Annotated in this window: 14 protein-coding genes; 7 read left to right on the top strand and 7 right to left on the bottom strand. The window is 63.1% G+C overall.

Features of this window, described 5'->3' with window-relative positions; translation table 11 throughout:
- Positions 1-51: 51 nt before the first annotated feature.
- From rodA to VME63_RS05135, 5 genes are read right to left on the bottom strand one after another with little or no spacing between them, the layout of a single operon-like run.
- On the bottom strand, positions 52-1167 hold the full coding sequence (gene rodA, locus VME63_RS05155) for a rod shape-determining protein RodA (protein ID WP_325430935.1): 1116 nt from the start codon (positions 1165-1167) through the stop codon (positions 52-54).
- A complete protein-coding gene (gene mrdA, locus VME63_RS05150) occupies positions 1164-3173 on the bottom strand; it encodes a penicillin-binding protein 2 (RefSeq protein ID WP_325430933.1) in 2010 nt (669 codons plus the stop codon). Before mrdA ends, rodA begins: the two co-directional genes overlap by 4 nt.
- A gap of 46 nt (positions 3174-3219) precedes the next feature.
- Positions 3220-3708, bottom strand: coding sequence for a rod shape-determining protein MreD (gene mreD, locus VME63_RS05145; RefSeq protein WP_325430931.1), 489 nt, complete (start codon positions 3706-3708; stop codon positions 3220-3222).
- The gene (gene mreC / locus VME63_RS05140) at positions 3705-4709 is read right to left on the bottom strand and encodes a rod shape-determining protein MreC (protein ID WP_325430929.1); all 1005 of its coding nucleotides are present in this window, start codon (positions 4707-4709) and stop codon (positions 3705-3707) included. The genes mreD and mreC overlap by 4 nt, the downstream gene beginning before the upstream one ends.
- A gap of 12 nt (positions 4710-4721) precedes the next feature.
- The gene (locus tag VME63_RS05135) at positions 4722-5768 is read right to left on the bottom strand and encodes a rod shape-determining protein (RefSeq protein WP_325430927.1); all 1047 of its coding nucleotides are present in this window, start codon (positions 5766-5768) and stop codon (positions 4722-4724) included.
- A gap of 373 nt (positions 5769-6141) precedes the next feature.
- Between VME63_RS05135 and VME63_RS05130 the strand changes: the two genes are divergently transcribed.
- The 4 genes from VME63_RS05130 (at position 6142) to fusA (ending at position 10448) form a co-directional block, all read left to right on the top strand.
- Positions 6142-7077, top strand: a complete 936-nt coding sequence (locus VME63_RS05130) for a carbohydrate kinase family protein (RefSeq protein ID WP_325430925.1) — start codon at positions 6142-6144, stop codon at positions 7075-7077.
- A gap of 26 nt (positions 7078-7103) precedes the next feature.
- Positions 7104-7463 (top strand): DUF1304 domain-containing protein, encoded by a 360-nt coding sequence (locus VME63_RS05125; RefSeq protein WP_325430923.1) that lies wholly within the window; start codon positions 7104-7106, stop codon positions 7461-7463.
- Between the two features lie 83 nt (positions 7464-7546).
- Positions 7547-8206 carry a M24 family metallopeptidase gene (locus tag VME63_RS05120; protein ID WP_325430921.1) on the top strand — a complete coding sequence of 220 codons (660 nt, stop codon included), beginning with the start codon at positions 7547-7549 and terminating at the stop codon, positions 8204-8206.
- 76 nt (positions 8207-8282) lie between these two features.
- On the top strand, positions 8283-10448 hold the full coding sequence (fusA, locus tag VME63_RS05115; protein WP_325430919.1) for an elongation factor G: 2166 nt from the start codon (positions 8283-8285) through the stop codon (positions 10446-10448).
- A gap of 322 nt (positions 10449-10770) precedes the next feature.
- On the opposite strand, the gene VME63_RS05110 is transcribed toward fusA, so the two are convergent.
- On the bottom strand, positions 10771-11823 hold the full coding sequence (locus VME63_RS05110; RefSeq protein ID WP_325430917.1) for a hypothetical protein: 1053 nt from the start codon (positions 11821-11823) through the stop codon (positions 10771-10773).
- Between the two features lie 160 nt (positions 11824-11983).
- A complete protein-coding gene (locus VME63_RS05105; RefSeq protein WP_325430915.1) occupies positions 11984-12247 on the bottom strand; it encodes a hypothetical protein in 264 nt (87 codons plus the stop codon).
- A 100-nt stretch (positions 12248-12347) separates the two neighbouring features.
- Between VME63_RS05105 and VME63_RS05100 the strand changes: the two genes are divergently transcribed.
- The 3 genes from VME63_RS05100 to VME63_RS05090 all read left to right on the top strand — a co-directional run bounded on the left by VME63_RS05100 (position 12348) and on the right by VME63_RS05090 (position 16884).
- Positions 12348-13679 carry a dermonecrotic toxin domain-containing protein gene (locus VME63_RS05100; RefSeq protein WP_325430913.1) on the top strand — a complete coding sequence of 444 codons (1332 nt, stop codon included), beginning with the start codon at positions 12348-12350 and terminating at the stop codon, positions 13677-13679.
- Positions 13680-13812: 133 nt separating this feature from the next.
- On the top strand, positions 13813-14919 hold the full coding sequence (locus tag VME63_RS05095) for a hypothetical protein (RefSeq protein ID WP_325430911.1): 1107 nt from the start codon (positions 13813-13815) through the stop codon (positions 14917-14919).
- Positions 14920-15282: 363 nt separating this feature from the next.
- Positions 15283-16884, top strand: coding sequence for a peptide chain release factor 3 (locus VME63_RS05090; protein WP_325430909.1), 1602 nt, complete (start codon positions 15283-15285; stop codon positions 16882-16884).
- Positions 16885-16984 lie beyond the last annotated feature (100 nt).

Below are 16984 nucleotides of genomic sequence, written 5' to 3'. Positions count from 1 at the left end.
TGCGGCGCAAACCGTGGCGATTGGCGGGCACGCGAGCGTGCGCAGGGCAACTCAGTCGTGCACCTTGCGGTTGGCATGGATCGACATCAGCACGCCAAAGCCCACCAGCAAGGTCACCGCCGAGGTGCCGCCGTAACTGACCATCGGCATCGGCACGCCCACTACCGGCAGCAGGCCCGCGACCATGCCGCCGTTGACGAACACGTAGACGAAAAAGCTCATGGCGATGGCGCCGGCAAGCAGGCGTGAATACGTGTCGCGCGCTTCCATCGCGATCCACAGGCAACGACCGATGATGAAGGCATACAGCACCAGGATCGCGCATACGCCGATCAGCCCGAACTCCTCGGAGAACACCGCGAATATGAAGTCGGTGGTGTGTTCAGGCAGAAAATCCAGGCGCGATTGCGTGCCTTGCTCGAAGCCCTTGCCGAACACCCCGCCCGAGCCCACCGCGATCTGCGACTGGATGATGTGCCAGCCGTTGCCCAGCGGATCGGACTCGGGATTGAGCATGGTCAGGATGCGATCGCGCTGATACTGGTGCATGAAATGCCAGGCAATCGGCACCAGGCCGCTCGCGCCGGCCAGCAGCAGCCCGATGCGCCACCACGCCATGCCGGACAGGAACAGCGCGAACGCACCGGCCGCCGATACCAGCAACGCCGTGCCAAGGTCGGGCTGGTGGGCGATCAGGGCCGCGGGGATGCCGATCAGCACGCCTACGGTCGCGATATCTTTCCAACGCGGCGGCAGCTGGCGCGGATGCAGGTACCACGCCACCATCATCGGCATGGTCAGCTTCATCAGCTCCGACGGCTGGAAGCGCATGATGCCCAAATTGAGCCAGCGGTCCGCACCGCGCCCTTCGCCCAGCACCGCGACCACCAACAGCAGCGCCAGGCTCGCGGCATACAACCAGGGCGTCCAGTTGCGCAGCGTCGATGGCGGAATGCGCGACAGCAGCAAAATCAGCACGCCGCCGAGCATGAAGCGCGCGGCCTGGCCAAGCACCAGCCCCACGTTGCTGTCGCCCGCGCTGTAGAGCGTAACCAGACCGACGCCGCACAACAGGCACAGCGCAAACGCCAGCGGCAGATCGATGCGCGGGCGCGTGAGAATGCGCCGGAGGAAACGGTAGAAGCGTGTGCGCAGGGTATCGATCATGGCGTGCTGTCCCCCCCGCTGGACGCGTCCGGCGCCGGCATATCGGTTTGATCGGTTTGTGGCGTATCTTCCGGCGGCGGCACGCTGCCGGCGGGAATCGGCTCGGGCAGCGGGTGATCGGCCGGCACCGGGCCGCCCTGGCTGGTAAGCCATGCATCGAGCACTTTGCGCGCAATCGGGCCGGCATCCTTGGCACCCCACGCACCGGCCTCCAGCATCGTGGCCACCGCGATGCGCGGATTCTCGGCCGGGGTGAACATCTCGAACCAGGCACGGTGGCGCGCGGCCAGGTAAGCGGTGCTCTTGTTTTCGTTATACGCATCGCTGGTACGCGAATAGCGTTCGGCGGTACCGCTCTTGCCCGCGATGCGATACGGGAAACCATCGCCCAGCTTCACGCCCGCGCCGGTGGAGAACGGATCGGTACCGTAAATCACCAGTTGCATGCCGTCGTTGACCGCCTGCCAGTCTTTCTCGTTCTTGATCAGCGAGGGGCCGGAGGGCGGATTGGCCAGCTGCACGGGCGCCGCGCCGACGTCGGCGGTCGACATCACCACGCGCGGCGCATACGGCACGCCATGTCCGGCGAAAGTCGCCAGCGCATGCGCCAATTGTATCGGCGTCACTTCCCAGTAGCCCTGCCCGATGCCCGTAATCACCGTCTCGCCCGGATACCAGGCCGGTGCCTTGGGCGAGTGTTTGGCCTTCCATTCGCGCGAGGGCAAGATGCCGGATGCTTCGCCGGGCAAATCCACGCCGCTGGGCTTGCCGAAGCCGTAGGAACCCATGAAAGCGCTGACGCGGTCGATGCCAAGGTCCAGCGCGAGCTTGTAGAAGTAGGTGTTGACCGAATCCTCGATCGCCCGATACAAGTTCACCGTGCCCACGCCGTAGCGCTGGTCGTCGCGGTAACCGCGCGACTGCCCGGGGATATAGAAAACGCCGGTGGAAAGCACCGAATCCTGCGGCGTGCGCACGCCATATTCCAGGCCCGCCAGCGCCATGAACGGCTTGACGGTGGAACCGGGCGGATACGCCCCCTTCAGGGCGCGGCTGAGCAAAGGTTTGTCAGGGTCGGTACTCAACGCCTTGTAATCGGTCGTACTGATGCCGTTGACGAACAGGTTGGGATCGAACGTGGGCACGCTGACCAGGGCCAGCACCTGGCCGTTGCGCGGATCGATCGCCACCGCCGCGCCGGGCCTGCCCTCGAACGCATCCTGCGCGGCTTTCTGCACGCGCACGTCGATGCTCAGGTACAGGTTCTTGCCCGGCACCGGCGGGACGGTTTTCAGGACGCGCTGGATGCGCCCATCGGCGCTGACTTCGTCCAGCTCGTAGCCGGGCTTGCCGTGCAGCAAATCCTCGTAGGAGCGCTCGATGCCGGTGCGGCCGATATGCGTGGTGCCCTTGTACAAATCCGGATCGAGCCGGTCCAGGTCGTCGGCGTCGATGCGGCTGACATAGCCGATGACGTGCGCGAACAGCGGTCCATAGGGGTACTGGCGGATCAGGTAAGGCACCACGTCCACGCCGGGAAAGCGCCAGCGGTTCACCGCGAAGCGCGCGATGTCGTCCTCGGTCAGGCGCATCTTCAACGGCACGCTGTCGAACCGGCGCGTCTGCTTGAGCTGCTTGCGGAAAGCGTCCAGGTCGTCCGGATCGAGCGGAATCACCTTGCCCAGCGCGGCCAGCGTGGCATTCATGTTCTTGACCTGCTCGGGCACCACTTCAAGGCGGAACGCCGGCACGTTGTCGGCCAGCAGCACCCCGTTGCGGTCGTAGATCAGCCCGCGCGGCGGCGGCAGCGCGCGCGGCTTGACGCTGTTGTTGATCGAGCGCAGCGCGAACTCGTCGTGATGCAGCACCTGCAGGAACACATAGCGCCCGACCAGCGCCCCCAGCCCGAGCAGGATCAGCGCAAAACCGGCAAACGCGCGACGCCGGAACATCTCGCCTTCGCCGCGGGTGTCCTTGAAGGCGCGGCGATGGATCAGCTTCGCCATGCCCGCACCTCCAGGCTCCGCACGCGCGCGCTGTCGGCCGGCGCGGTCATTGCAGGCGCAACCGCATCCGCAGGTCGTCCATCAGCAGAAACAGGAACGGCCACAGCGCGGCACTGACGAAAGGCGATCCCCACCACAGCGCCGCCGGCGCCGACTCGCCCGCGAAGGCGCGCACGATCAGCAGCAGGAAGCGGTCGTTGAGCAACAGCGCGAGCACCGCCAGGGTCTGCTGCCACATCGGGAAGAAGCGCAGGCGCGATCGGAAGCGCAAGGCGATGAAGGCCAGCACGCACAGACGCAGTGCCTGCTCGCCCAGCAGCACGCCGTTGAGCAGGTCGGCGCACACGCCGAACACGAAGGCCAGGCCCAGCGTGACGCGCTGCTCGCCCGATTCCAGCGCCCAATACAACAGCACCAGCGCCGGCCAGTACGGCTTGAACGGATCGAGCACGTGCGGCAGCGGCACCAGCATCAGCAGCAGCGCGAACGCCAGCGTGCCGTAGAACCACCAGAACGAAAGACGCTGCCGGCTCATGGCTTAACCGCCCCGGCGCTCTGCGCGGAAGCCGGCTTCACGGCGGACGACGCGCCCGCCGGCAATGTTACGCGCGCCATCGCCGCCGAACTGGGCGGCGGCGGCGCATCGCTGGCCGGCGGCCCAGCTGGATGGGCGAGCGGCGGCGGCCCGACCGGCTCGGCCAGATCGTGCAGCAGCAGCACTTCGTCGCTGCGATCGATGTCGGCGCTTGGCTGCGCATGCGCTTCGAGGAACATGCCGGTCTGGCTCGGCCCTACCGTACGGACTTCGCCCACGGGGAAACCTTCGGGGAAACGCCCGCCCAATCCGGATGTAAGCAGCTTGTCGCCGGGACGCACGTCAGCGGCGATCGGAATCATCGGCAGGGTGAGCTGCTCGCCGTTGCGCGAACCATAGGCAATGGTGCGCAAGCCCGTGCGCTCGATCATGACCGGCAAGGCATGGTCCGGATCGGTCACCAGCATGACCACCGACGAGGTCGGCAGCACATCGACCACCTGGCCCATCACGCCGTGCGCGTCGATCACCGGCTGGCCGGCCTTCACCCCGTCGCGCGCACCGAGGTTGATCAGCATGCGATAGCGGTAGGCGCCCAGGTCCACGCCGATCACGCGTGCCATCTGCACGCGCAAGTCGAGGCTGTGCTGGGTGTCGAGCAGTTCCTTGAGCCGTTCGTTCTGCTGCGCGACCGCGCTCAAGCGGTTGAGCTTGGCGTTGGCCAGCAGCAGATCCTCGCGCAGGCGCTGGTTCTGTTCGGTAAGCGTGCGGCGATCGGCAAAGGCGACGCTGAGCGCACGCATGCCATCGACCGGCAACGCGGCCAGGCGGTAGACCGGCTCGACCACGATGGCGGACGCATAGCGCAGCCGCAACAACCAGCCGTTGCGGTGATCGAGCACCATCAGCACCATCGCCAGGGCAAGATAGAAGATCAGCCGCAAGGTACCGGCAGCGGTGCCGGCAAACAGGGGCGAGGATTCCTCGCGCGCTAGCGGCATGAGCGACCTGGCTTATTCGGGGGCGAAGAAGTCGCTGCCGTGCTGATCGATCAGCTCCAGCGCCTTGCCGCCGCCACGCGCCACGCAGGTCAGCGGATCGTCCGCCACCTGCACGTGCAGGCCGGTTTCTTCCGATAGCAGACGGTCCAGATCGCGCAGCAGCGCGCCGCCGCCGGTGAGCACGATGCCGCGCTCGGCAACGTCCGAGCACAGTTCCGGCGGGGTTTGTTCCAGCGCCGATTTCACCGCGGCGACGATGCCGGCCAGCGGTTCGTGCAGGGCTTCGAGGATTTCGTTGGAGTTGACCGTGAACATGCGCGGCACGCCCTCGGCCAGGTTACGGCCGGAGATCTCGATCTCGCGCACCTGGCTCTGCGGGAACGCACAGCCGATTTCCAGCTTGATGCGCTCGGCGGTGGATTCGCCGATCAGCGTGCCGTGGTTGCGGCGCACGTAGTTGATGATGGCTTCGTCGAAACGGTCGCCGCCCACGCGCACGGACTGCGAGTAGACGATGCCATTGAGCGAGATCACCGCCACTTCGGAGGTGCCGCCGCCGATGTCCAGCACCATCGACCCGCGCGCCTCGTGCACCGGAATGCCGGCGCCGATCGCGGCGGCCATCGGCTCTTCGATCAGGAATACGTCGCGCGCCCCGGCGCCTTCGGCCGATTCCTTGATGGCACGGCGTTCCACCTGGGTCGAACCGCACGGCACGCAGACCAGCACGCGGGGGCTGGGGCGCAGCAGGCGCGAACGGTGCACCTGGCGGATGAAGTGCTGCAGCATCGCCTCGGTCATGGTGAAGTCGGCGATCACGCCGTCCTTCATCGGACGCACCGTGGCGATGTTGCCCGGCGTGCGGCCCAGCATGCGCTTGGCGTCGCTGCCCACGGCGGCGACGGTGCGGGGGCCGCCCGGACCGCGATCCTGGCGAATGGCCACGACGGAAGGTTCGTTCAGGACGATACCCTGGCCGCGCACGTATATAAGCGTGTTGGCTGTGCCAAGGTCGATGGAAACATCGTTGGAAAACATCCCGCGAAACTTCTTGAACATGGGTCCGCCGCGTAGTGACTCTGGCTAAAAAGTAAGCGCGCCAGTCTAGTCAGCAAAACACTTGTCCGCAAGGACATATTCGTTAAGAAAGCTTTGTGGAATGCGGTGATAGACGCCCTTTTGGGCGCGTCGGCGAGGTTCTGGGACGGCGTCCGCACCCCCCTCTTTGGCGCCGGCCCGGATCGGCCCCGCAGGACCCCGCGCAAGCCACCTTTTTGCCCTTTTGGCGGCCGCTTTCGGACATAAGGCGCGCAAAAAGTCGCCTTCGGGGGAGCTTACCGGTACGATGATGGGCTTTAGCCGAAACCTTTGGCGCGACGCCCGCCTCGCGGCGGCGGCGCGGCCAGTCACTTATCCGGGGCATCCTGCCGTCATGTCTGCCGTCATCTGCGGATCGTTCGCCTACGACACCATCATGGTGTTCCAGGACCAGTTCAAGAATCACATCATCCCCGACCAGGTGCACATCCTGAACGTGTCCTTCCTGGTGCCGCGGATGCGGCGCGAATTCGGCGGCTGCGCGGGCAACATCGCCTACAACCTGAAACTGCTCGGCGGCGACCCGCTGCCGGTGGCCGCGGTGGGCCAGGATTTCGCGCCGTATCGCGAGCACCTCAGCAAGCACGGCATCCGCATGGACGGCATCCGCGTGTTCGAGGAACAGTTCACGCCGCAGTGTTTCATCACCACGGACCTGGACAACAACCAGATCACCGCCTTCCATCCGGGCGCCATGTCCAGCGCGCACGAAAACCACGTGCGCGGCATTCCCGACATCAGCTTCGGCATCGTGGCGCCCGACGGCCGCGACGCGATGCTGCAGCACGTGGACGAATTCGCCGCGCGCGGCGTGCCGTTCATTTTCGATCCCGGCCAGGCCATGCCGCTATTCAACGGCGAGGAATTCCGCGCCATGATCGAAAAAGCCACCTACGTGATCGTCAACGACTACGAGTCGCAGCTGCTGCAGCAGCGCACCGGCTGGAGCGCGGCAGAAATCGCCTCGCGGGTGAAGGCCTACATCGTGACGCTGGGCCCGCGCGGCTCGCTGATCCACGAAAACGGCACCACGCACGAAATCCCCCCCGCGCGCGAGCGCCAGGTGGTCGATCCCACCGGCTGCGGCGACGCTTATCGCGCCGGCCTGATCTTCGGCATCATGAAGGGCTGGGACTGGCCCACCATCGGCCGCATGGCCTCGCTGATGGGCGCGCTCAAGGTGGAACACCCCGGCACGCAGAACCAGCACTTCACCTATGCCCAGTTCGCCCGGCAATTCCAGGACCAGTTCGGCTACGCCTTGCCGTAATCGCCGCACGCATCAGGGACAACCCCATGTCTGCCATCGCCAACCTCGTGATCGCGATCATCGCCCTGATGCATCTGTGGTTTTTGATCCTGGAAATGTTCTTGTGGGACAAGCCCACGGGCCGGCGCGCATTCGGCCTTACGGCGGAATTTGCCGCCCAATCGAAGGTACTGGCGGCCAACCAGGGGCTCTACAACGGGTTCCTGGCCGCCGGCCTGATCTGGGGTCTGCTGCTGGGCGGCATCGAAGGCATGCATGTGAAGGTGTTCTTTCTCGCCTGCGTATTCATCGCCGGCGTTTACGGCGGGCTGACCGCCACGCGCAAGGTGCTGTGGATCCAGGCCGCTCCCGCCGTCGTGGGCCTCATTTGCGTCTGGTTGAGCTGAAGCAGCCGCCCGGCTTTTCAGGTATGTCCCTCATGACCCCAGACCCTCGCGAAGCAGTTGGAACCCGGTTCGATCCCGCCGCCATGCTCCGCGCCCGCGCGCAGACCTGGGCGGCGCTGCACGCCATCCGCGCACGGATGCAGCCGGGAATCGGCGAGGAGGAGGCCAAGGCCATGGCCGCCGGCGTGTTCAAGGAGCTGGGCATGGAGCGGCTATGGCATCCGCCGTACATCCGCATCGGCCCCAATACCACCAAGACCTATCGCCAGCGCTCGGCCCCCGACGTGCGGCTGGGCGAAAACGACATTTACTTCATCGACCTGGGCCTGGTGTTCGACGGCCACGAAGGCGACGTGGGCGATACTTTCACGGTCGGCCAGGCCCCCGAACAGGAGGCCTGCGCCCGGGCGGCCCGCGATTTGTTCGCGGACGTGGCGGCCGTGTGGCGCGGGGAAGGCTTAAACGGCCACAACCTGTATAATTACGCCCATGAGCGCGCCGAGGCGATGGGTTGGCGTTTCAACCACGCCATCAAGGGCCATCGCATCAGCGATTTTCCGCACTCGGTCCATAAGGGCGGCGATCTGGGCGACTTCGAAAACCGCCCCTCCAGCGGCCTGTGGGTCCTGGAAATCCAGATCGCCCACCCGACCGAACCGTTCGGCGCCTTCTACGAGGATCTGCTGACCGATATCGCCCCCGAAGGCGGCCGCCAGCACCCGGAAACGCTGGATACACATTGAAAACGTACGCTTGCGGACAGCGCTGGAGTGTCCGCCCCCTGTTCGCCCAACGACTTTTACTTACGGAACCAAGACCGTGGCTCGCCAAAAACCCCTAAGCCTGTACCGCAACATCGGCATCATCGCCCACATCGACGCCGGCAAAACCACCACGACCGAACGCGTGCTGTACTACACCGGTAAGAAGCACCAGATCGTCGACGTGCACGACACGAAGGACGGCAAGGGCTCCACCACCACCGACTACCTCGAGCAGGAACGCAAGCGCGGCATCACCATCCAGTCCGCCGCCGTGTCCACCGAGTGGAAGGGCCACCAGATCAACGTGATCGACACCCCAGGCCACGTGGACTTCACCATCGAAGTGAACCGCAGCCTGCGCGTGCTCGACGGCGCCGTGGTGGTGTTCGACGGCGTGGCCGGCGTGGAACCGCAGACCGAGACCAACTGGCGCCTGGCCGACCAGTACAACGTGCCGCGCATGTGCTACATCAACAAGATGGACCGCATCGGCGCAAACTTTAAGCACGCCGTGGAAGGCATCAAGAACCGCCTGGGCGCCAACGCCGTGCTGTGCCAGATTCCGCTGGGCAGCCACGACGATTTCATCGGCATGGTCGACCTGGTCGCCGGCCAGGGCTACATCTGGCAGGGCCACGACAAGGACAGCAAGTGGGAAACCATTCCGCTGGACGAAGTCGCCAACCATCCCAAGGTGCAGGCGTTCACCACCGCCGCCGACAAGGAATGGGTGGGCAACCTCGCCGCGCTGCGCGAGGAAACCATCGAAAAAGCGCTGGAAATGGACGATGAAGCGTTCGACAAGCTGCTGCATGCCGGCGACGTGCAAACCTTCGTCAACAGCGGCGACTACAGCCTGGAACTGCTCAAGAAGTGCATCCGCACCGGTTGCGTGCAGGGCAAGCTGGTACCGATCTTCTGCGGCTCGTCCTACCGCAACAAGGGCGTGCAGCAGCTGCTCGACGGCGTGGTCGACTACATGCCGTTCCCGGGCGAAAACGGCGGCATCGGCCTGGTGGACGAAGACGGCAACGTGGTCGGCGAACAGGGCGTGGTCGATGAAGCCCCGGCGCGCGCGCTGGCCTTCAAGGTCATCAACGACCAGTTCGGCACCCTCACCTTCTGCCGCATCTACTCGGGCGTGATCAAGAAGGGCGACACGCTGCAGAACGTCACGCGCGGCAAGAAAGAGCGCATCGGCCGCATCGTGGAAGTGCAGGCCAACGCCACCAAGGACATCGAGGAAGTGCGCGCCGGCGACATCTGCGCGTTCGTCTCGATGAAGGAAACCGAAACCGGCGACTCGCTCACCGATCCGTCCAGCCCCGTGCTGCTGGAGCGCATGCGCTTCCCCGACCCGGTGATCAGCGTTGCCGTGGAGCCCAAGAGCCGCAACGACATCGACAAGCTCTCCACCGCGCTCTACAAGATGGTGAAGGCCGACCCGTCGCTGCGCATGGAAGTGGACAAGGAAACCGGACAGACCGTGCTCAAGGGCATGGGCGAACTGCACCTGGAAATCACCATCGACCGCATGCGCACGGAACTTGGCGTAGACGCGAACATGGGCAAGCCCAAGGTCAGCTTCCGCGAAGCCTTCGGCCAGACCGTCGAGCACACCTACACGCACAAGAAGCAGTCCGGCGGTTCGGGCCAGTTCGCCGAAGTGAAGATGATCTTCGAACCGGGCGAACCGGGCAGCGGCGTGGTGTTCTCCGACGAAATCGTCGGCGGCCGCGTGCCGCGCGAATACATCCCAGCGGTGGAACACGCCATCACGGTGGAATCGCGCCAGGGCCAGGTCGCCGGCTACGAAGTGCTGGATTTCAAGGCGCGCCTGATCGACGGCAAGTTCCATGACGTGGACTCCTCCGCGCTCGCCTTCGAAATCGCCGGCCGCGCCTGCTTCCGCGAAGCGCAGAGGATGTCCAAGCCCAAGCTGCTGGAGCCGGTGATGAAGCTTGAAGTGGTCACCGAAGCCGACTACCTCGGCGACGTGATCGGCGACATCAACCGCCGCCGCGGTTCGATCAGCGAACAGGGCCAGAAGGGCACCAACGCTTTCGTGCAGGGCTTCGTGCCGCTGGCGGAAATGTTCGGCTACATCAACTTCCTGCGCTCGGCCACCAGCGGCCGCGGTACCTTCTCGATGATCTTCGATCATTACGAAGAAGTGCCGGCGAGCATGGTTGCCAAGTTGATGGAGAAGGAAGCGAAGTAATTTCCGCTTCCGTCGTTGAGATAAAAAAGCCCGGGTTTCGCCCGGGCTTTTTTTATGGCCGGCTTCAAGTGGCCACACCGTGGCAACGTGCCGTCAACGCCGAGGCGCCATCGGTCCGCGACCAAGCTCAGCCAGCCTGCATCCGGCGGACCAACTTGATCGAATTTCCGCAGGGAAGGCTCAAAATTGACGCATCGCCATCTCGCCAGACATGTGAAAGTCGCCCTTCTATTTATGCGACCCAACGGGGCACCGCGTAGACAGACACGCCGGCATCAACCCAATGGCGATGCTTGCACCCACCTTTGCCGCCGAAAACAGCTCAAGACTTATCCCCGCCGCTCCCCGAATCGTTCGGTCGCCGAGGTCCACCGAATTGGCCCGGTGCGCCCGGTATGTAGAAGTCGCGCGCAAGCAAGGATGATGAGGTGCCCGAAGAGGTTGACGGACCAGGCAGCGCGCTGGTTCCAACTGTACCAGGGTTGCTCCAGGCACTTCGATTGCCGGACGAATGCCCTGCCCGCGACTCCGGCCACATCACCTTGGCATTCTCTTTAAAGTAACCCTTACCGTGATCCGGTCCGCCAATCCATATGCGTACGGGAACCATGCTATCGAGCGAAGAATCGCCAGGCGCGTACCCGCCTTTACCATCTTCAATAACCCAGTTCTTACTCTTCCCATCCCCCGAATCTTTTATTCGCCAATCTCTAGCGAATGGACCCGATACATACGAATCGAATGTGGCGGCCTTGCTCGCCTTAAAGGAGGATGCGGCACGCGAAGAAGTTGACGGAACGGGCTTCGCGCCTGTACTGGCATTATTCCAGGTACTTCGATCGCTGAACGAATGCCCCGCTTGCGAGCGACCGGAGCTTTTGCCAAACAGAGGCGTCTTGTCCGTTGTGCTCGTTTCGTAACCGCTCCCTTGATCGCCATCATCCCTGCTTGAGCTGGCGTGCTTGGTGGATTTTTGTCCGCCGCCCGGAAGGCCCGTATCAAGCGTCCATGCTCCACTGCCATCACGCACCACCTGCTTGGACGTCTGTTTGTATGCGCCCGCGGCGGCATGAAACTTCAAGAGCGAGCGGCTGCGGCCCGTGCCGGAATCACTCTTCACAGCATAGTCGCTCGTATCGCCCGGCAGCTTCACGGACTCATAGCCGGTGTCCGGCTTATCGAATTTCGCCAAAAGTCCCGATGCCCTGCCGCTTGCGGGCGAGGAGGAAAAGCCGGCAGTGCCCGGCGTAACCAACGCCGATAGCGAATGCGTGCCGGCATCGCCTTCGGAACCGCGCAACTTGGGATGACTCTCCGAACCGGCTAAAGGGTGCGGCGCGACATGTGTTGGGACATGTGGGGTAATACCAAACATAAGAAACACTCCCGTGCGTAGGTGACCACGAACCTCGCCGGCAGTATGAACATACGGCGCAAAGTACGGCGTTACATGCTCACTGCCACCATGCCGTGCATGGCACCTATCTTCGGTGGATACCTCGCCCAAGTGCGCCCATACGCCGTGAGTTCTTCTTTCAATCCATGACCACGATCACCCAAAACGTATCGCCTGCTTTCAGCAACACGCCACCCTCCGATCCGCCAACTGACACCGGCCAAGGCATTTCGGTATCGGCTAGACCGACGGTCATAGCCAATGCAAATCCTTTCGCCAGCCCATCCAAAAGCACATCATCGGCAAGTGCACCGGCCTTTACCGCCCGGCCATCGGCAACCACGCCCGCCACCGGCACTGCGCCACCCGCAAACACCTCGACCGCAAGCACCACTTCATCCACGGATGCCCCGGACGCTGGCGATGCGACGTCTGACACCTCATCCATCGACCCTGTGGCCTTGCACGAGCTTAAGCAACGCGCAAGGAACATCGACCTTAGAATGCGCGAGCTTGCGCAGGATGTACCTACCTACAGCGCCGAATCGTCTTCCTACATGAAGCAATTCATCAAGGACCACTTCGGCAAGGACATCGATCCCGACCACACGTATTTGAATGAATATGAACCCATCTACGAGACCGTGCCCAGCCGTGCCGGCCCGATGTATCCCGATACAAAAAGGGAGACCGGCGCCGGGCGCCTTATCCGATCCACGCCGCTATCCCAAATCGCCTATAGCAACCTGTACAGGCTTATTTCCGCGGACTCGCAGCATTTCCACATTTGCGACAATAAGGATGCCAAGCCATCTTTCGCGGAACAAAAGGATGTGATCGATCCGCGCGCCTTTTACAAGGCGCTCGACGATCTGGATTTCAAAACCTACTACTACGGAAAGCTGGACCGGTTTTACGAAAAGCACGGCGACGATCTGCGTCAACTCTTCAAGGACCGCGCCCAGTTCGAGATCGACGCGCAACACGCCGAGGGCACGTTGAGCGACGATGATTACGCGCTCGCCAATCGCGCGTTCAACCCCAACCCCAACGACAAAAATCCACCCAAGGTGCATGCCTTCGTCGTCAACGGGTATCGATCCAATGATTGCCTTGTCATCCAAGGCAACGGCCGCACGCTGCTCTATACGCGCGGCCAGGACATAGCCGTAAAAGGCTTCCGCGACGAAGACGATCTTTACAGCTCTCTCGATTCTTATCACATGAGCGACGATGACCTGAAAACCTTTGCCAAGCTGCATTTTTCCGCCAACGACGCCGAAGGGCGCGATGGCGGCCCCGGCGTTACCGGCTCGCGCTACAACACTTTCGGCAACATCTGGCACAAGCTTGGAAACTGGCTTTCCCAGGATTTATTCCCCGCCGATAACGGGGATATTTATAACGACCCCTTTGGGCACCTCGTCAAGATCAGCCAAGGCAACGACAAGCGCGATGCCAAGTTCGACATTACCTCCAACGGGGATGTCACCAGCAAGAAAATCTACCGTGGCATGAATTACGTTCCTCTACCCTTCGCGCCATCGGGGCTGCAGTTTCTTTTCAGCAAGACCAAAACACAGCGAGAGGATGCGCAGTTTGGATTCGGCATCGACACCATTTCCATGGGACTGGGCAGAAAGATTCCCCTCGTGGGACTTTACACTGACTATGGATTCCCCATTACCCAGGCCCTGCGCAAAGGCAAATCCGAGCCTGACCCGGGCCAGGCAGCCAATGTGAATGACCCTTACGATCCGAACAACCCGTACAACATAAGCAAGACCAAAGACAACGACATTAATAAGCGCAATAACGCGACCAAAAACTGGTGACGCCCTGATTTGACGCGCACGCACTCGCGCGCAACCTGCTCTTGTCGTGTCCCTTCATACACGTTTACGTCACGACACCGATGAACGCGGCCAATAATCAAAGCACTTCACTGCTTTATCGGAGCGCTCGCTTATGTTTCGTATCGACACGGATGTTCTGACGCATTTTGAACCGACCGTCGAACCTCACCCCGGCAGGCCGAACCCCGAAGAAAGCGCGCAAATGCGATCCTCTTCGGTATCGATAACGCCCGGCCCCGCCGGCTTTCCTTCTTCCCCCGCTAGCGGAAGATCATCGGGGTTGCTGGCTCGCTTCGATCATCCAACCCATGAGCCGATGGCCGTACGCGTACCAGGTGATTCGACGCCCTATTACATCAAGGACGCCTCCAATACCCGGCAAGCGCAACCGCTGTTTACGCGCGACCCCGATGCCAAGACGCTCAAGCAGACGTCCAAGCAGGCGGTCTACCACGGCGATGGCGACGCGCAACCGGTCAATGGCCTGATCGGCGGCCGCGGTTACTCCCCCGAAGAGAGAGCCGCCCGCCTCGCACAAGCCAGAAGGCAGCTTGATCAAGCCGTGGATCGCCTCGATGCCGCGCAAGCCAGTATCGACGACCTCAAGATCGATTTGCGCATATCGCAGGCGGACGTCACGGCATCTCAAAATGATGTAAATCACGCTGACACGAACGTCGCCCTCAGCCTGCAAGCGGTCAACCGCTGGGAAGGGCTACATCGCCAGGCCATGGATAATTTGACCGGTGCTTCAAACCAGCTCGCCGCCACTCGCGAGCGTAGCCGGCTGGACGACGCGGAGGTGGTCAGTGCCCAACACGAGGTCGCGGATGCCAAACGCAAGCTAAGTGATGCCACTCGAATCGGTATCCCTGATGAGGTAGCTCGACGGACCGAGGCGCTCGCCACGGCAGCGAACCGCCTGAGCAACGCCGGAAAACGGCAACGCCTCACCCACGACAGGTACGACCATGCACGGCAGCAATTGGACTCGGCGCAAGCCCAGCATCACGATGCAGAAAGCAGGTTATTCCAGGCCAGGCAAAAACTCAGCAAAAGCCAAACAGACCTCGCACAACGCCGGCAGGAATTGTGCAACGCAAAGATGCGAATACCCCGTGTCCAGAATAAACTCACGTCGGCCCGGCACACATTCGCGCAAGCGCGTCGTGATGTCATGCGCAGGGAAGCCGAGTTAAAAAATGCAGAGCCCTGGTAACGCCGCTCTGCACAACATGATGCATCAGGCGCCGGCGCGCCTGCCGCAACGTGGCGTGGCGTGGCGTCATGACGAAACCCGTTCACGGCCCGCGGTAATGGCGCCCCCCCCGGGCCCCGACGGACGAAAAGAGCACCGGATCGGCGCCTCAGACAACGAGCCCAAGCGCCGACGAAACCTTCCAGCCACCCTAGAAACGGCTGCCCCGCATCCCCCACACCGGACCCACGGCGGCACCTGCGGCAGCCGGGCCGCGGGGAAGACATGGCGCAGCAAAGCCCCCCAAAGCGCCCCCAGGACGCCGCTTGAAGCCCAATCCCGCTAAAATAGGGAGTTTGCGACTTCCCTGACGCTCAAGCGCTTATGTCCACGCACCTGCAAGAAACCCACCGCCGCCGCACCTTCGCCATCGTCAGCCATCCGGACGCGGGCAAGACCACGCTGACGGAAAAGCTGCTGCTGTTCGGCGGTGCGATCCAGATGGCCGGCTCCGTGAAGGGCCGCAAGGCGGCGCGCCATGCCACCTCGGACTGGATGGCGCTGGAAAAGGAGCGCGGCATTTCGGTCACCTCCTCGGTGATGCAGTTTCCCTACGAGGGCAAGATCGTCAACCTGCTCGATACCCCCGGCCACGCGGACTTCTCCGAAGATACCTACCGCGTGCTCACCGCCGTGGACTCCGCGCTGATGGTGATCGACTGCGCCAAGGGCGTGGAAGAACGCACCATCAAGCTGATGGAAGTGTGTCGCCTGCGCGACACGCCCATCATGACCTTCATCAACAAGCTCGACCGCGAAGGCCGCTCGCCGATCGACTTGCTCGACGAGGTGGAATCGGTACTGGGCATCGCCTGCGCGCCGCTGACCTGGCCGATCGGCATGGGCAAGCGCTTGAAGGGCGTGTACCACATGTTGCTGGACGAAGTGCATGTGTTCGAGCCGGGCAAAAACTTTACGCGCCAGGATTCGACCATCTTCAAGGGTCTTCACGCGCCGGGTCTTGAGGCGGCCATCGGTACCGAGGCGCTGAACGAATTGCGCGAGGAACTGGAACTGGTACAAGGAGCCTCGCATGCGTTCGACGTCGAGCAGTACCTCGCCGGCAAACTGACACCGGTATTTTTCGGCTCCGCCGTCAACAACTTCGGCGTGCAGCTGTTGCTGGATTTCTTCGTGGAACACGCGCCCGCGCCGCGCTCGCGCCATACGCTCAACCGCGAAGTGAAACCGGAGGAAGAAAAACTCACCGGCTTCGTGTTCAAGATCCAGGCCAATATGGATCCGGCGCATCGCGACCGCGTCGCATTCATGCGCGTTTGCTCGGGTACCTATACCGCGGGCATGAAGATGATGCAGACGCGCACCAGCAAGGAAGTGCGCATTGCCAACGCGCTCACCTTCATGGCCAGCGACCGCGAAATCGTCGAAAGCGCCTTTCCGGGCGATGTGATCGGCTTGCACAACCACGGCACCATCAGCATCGGCGACACCTTCACCGAAGGCGAGGCGATCAGCTTCACGGGCATCCCCAATTTCGCGCCGGAACTGTTCCGCCGCGCGCGCCTGCGCGACCCCCTGAAGATGAAGGCGCTGCAGAAGGGCCTGGCCCAGCTGTCCGAAGAAGGCGCTACGCAGTTCTTCCGCCCCCTGATGAGCAACGACCTGATCCTGGGCGCGGTGGGCGTGCTGCAGTTCGACGTGGTCGCCTACCGTCTTAAAGACGAATACGGCGTGGACGCCAGCTTCGAACCGGTCGGCGTGGTAACCGCGCGCTGGGTGCATTGCGAGGATGCGAAAAAGCTGGAGGAGTTCCGTGAAAAGAACGCGATGAACTTAGGCATAGACGCCGCCGGCGAACTGGTCTACCTGGCCCCCTCGCGCGTGAACCTGCAGCTGGCGCAGGAGCGCTCGCCTGCGGTGCGCTTCTCGGCCACGCGCGAACACGCCGCATCCGTGGCGGTCTGACCCGGCGTCGGCGGGGGCGATCCCCGCACGCTTTCACAAACCTGTCACCGCCGCGGCGGCTACCGCCGTCGCCGCCATCTCGCTAATCTGGCCTCCCGGC

Source organism: Dyella sp. (assembly GCF_035503745.1).
Classification (GTDB): domain Bacteria; phylum Pseudomonadota; class Gammaproteobacteria; order Xanthomonadales; family Rhodanobacteraceae; genus Dyella_B.
This window is presented reverse-complemented; position numbering and strand designations above follow the sequence as displayed.

What these genes read in the sequence shown, in the direction of transcription:
- VME63_RS05110 (WP_325430917.1), bottom strand. Translation starts at nt 11,823, where the DNA reads ATGTTTGGTATTACCCCACATGTCCCAACACATGTCGCGCCGCACCCT.
- VME63_RS05135 (WP_325430927.1), bottom strand. Translation starts at nt 5,768, where the DNA reads ATGTTCAAGAAGTTTCGCGGGATGTTTTCCAACGATGTTTCCATCGAC.
- VME63_RS05120 (WP_325430921.1), top strand. Translation starts at nt 7,547, where the DNA reads ATGCTCCGCGCCCGCGCGCAGACCTGGGCGGCGCTGCACGCCATCCGC.
- VME63_RS05095 (WP_325430911.1), top strand. Translation starts at nt 13,813, where the DNA reads ATGTTTCGTATCGACACGGATGTTCTGACGCATTTTGAACCGACCGTC.
- VME63_RS05125 (WP_325430923.1), top strand. Translation starts at nt 7,104, where the DNA reads ATGTCTGCCATCGCCAACCTCGTGATCGCGATCATCGCCCTGATGCAT.
- VME63_RS05100 (WP_325430913.1), top strand. Translation starts at nt 12,348, where the DNA reads ATGCGCGAGCTTGCGCAGGATGTACCTACCTACAGCGCCGAATCGTCT.
- VME63_RS05090 (WP_325430909.1), top strand. Translation starts at nt 15,283, where the DNA reads ATGTCCACGCACCTGCAAGAAACCCACCGCCGCCGCACCTTCGCCATC.
- mreD (WP_325430931.1), bottom strand. Translation starts at nt 3,708, where the DNA reads ATGAGCCGGCAGCGTCTTTCGTTCTGGTGGTTCTACGGCACGCTGGCG.
- VME63_RS05130 (WP_325430925.1), top strand. Translation starts at nt 6,142, where the DNA reads ATGTCTGCCGTCATCTGCGGATCGTTCGCCTACGACACCATCATGGTG.
- mrdA (WP_325430933.1), bottom strand. Translation starts at nt 3,173, where the DNA reads ATGGCGAAGCTGATCCATCGCCGCGCCTTCAAGGACACCCGCGGCGAA.
- mreC (WP_325430929.1), bottom strand. Translation starts at nt 4,709, where the DNA reads ATGCCGCTAGCGCGCGAGGAATCCTCGCCCCTGTTTGCCGGCACCGCT.
- rodA (WP_325430935.1), bottom strand. Translation starts at nt 1,167, where the DNA reads ATGATCGATACCCTGCGCACACGCTTCTACCGTTTCCTCCGGCGCATT.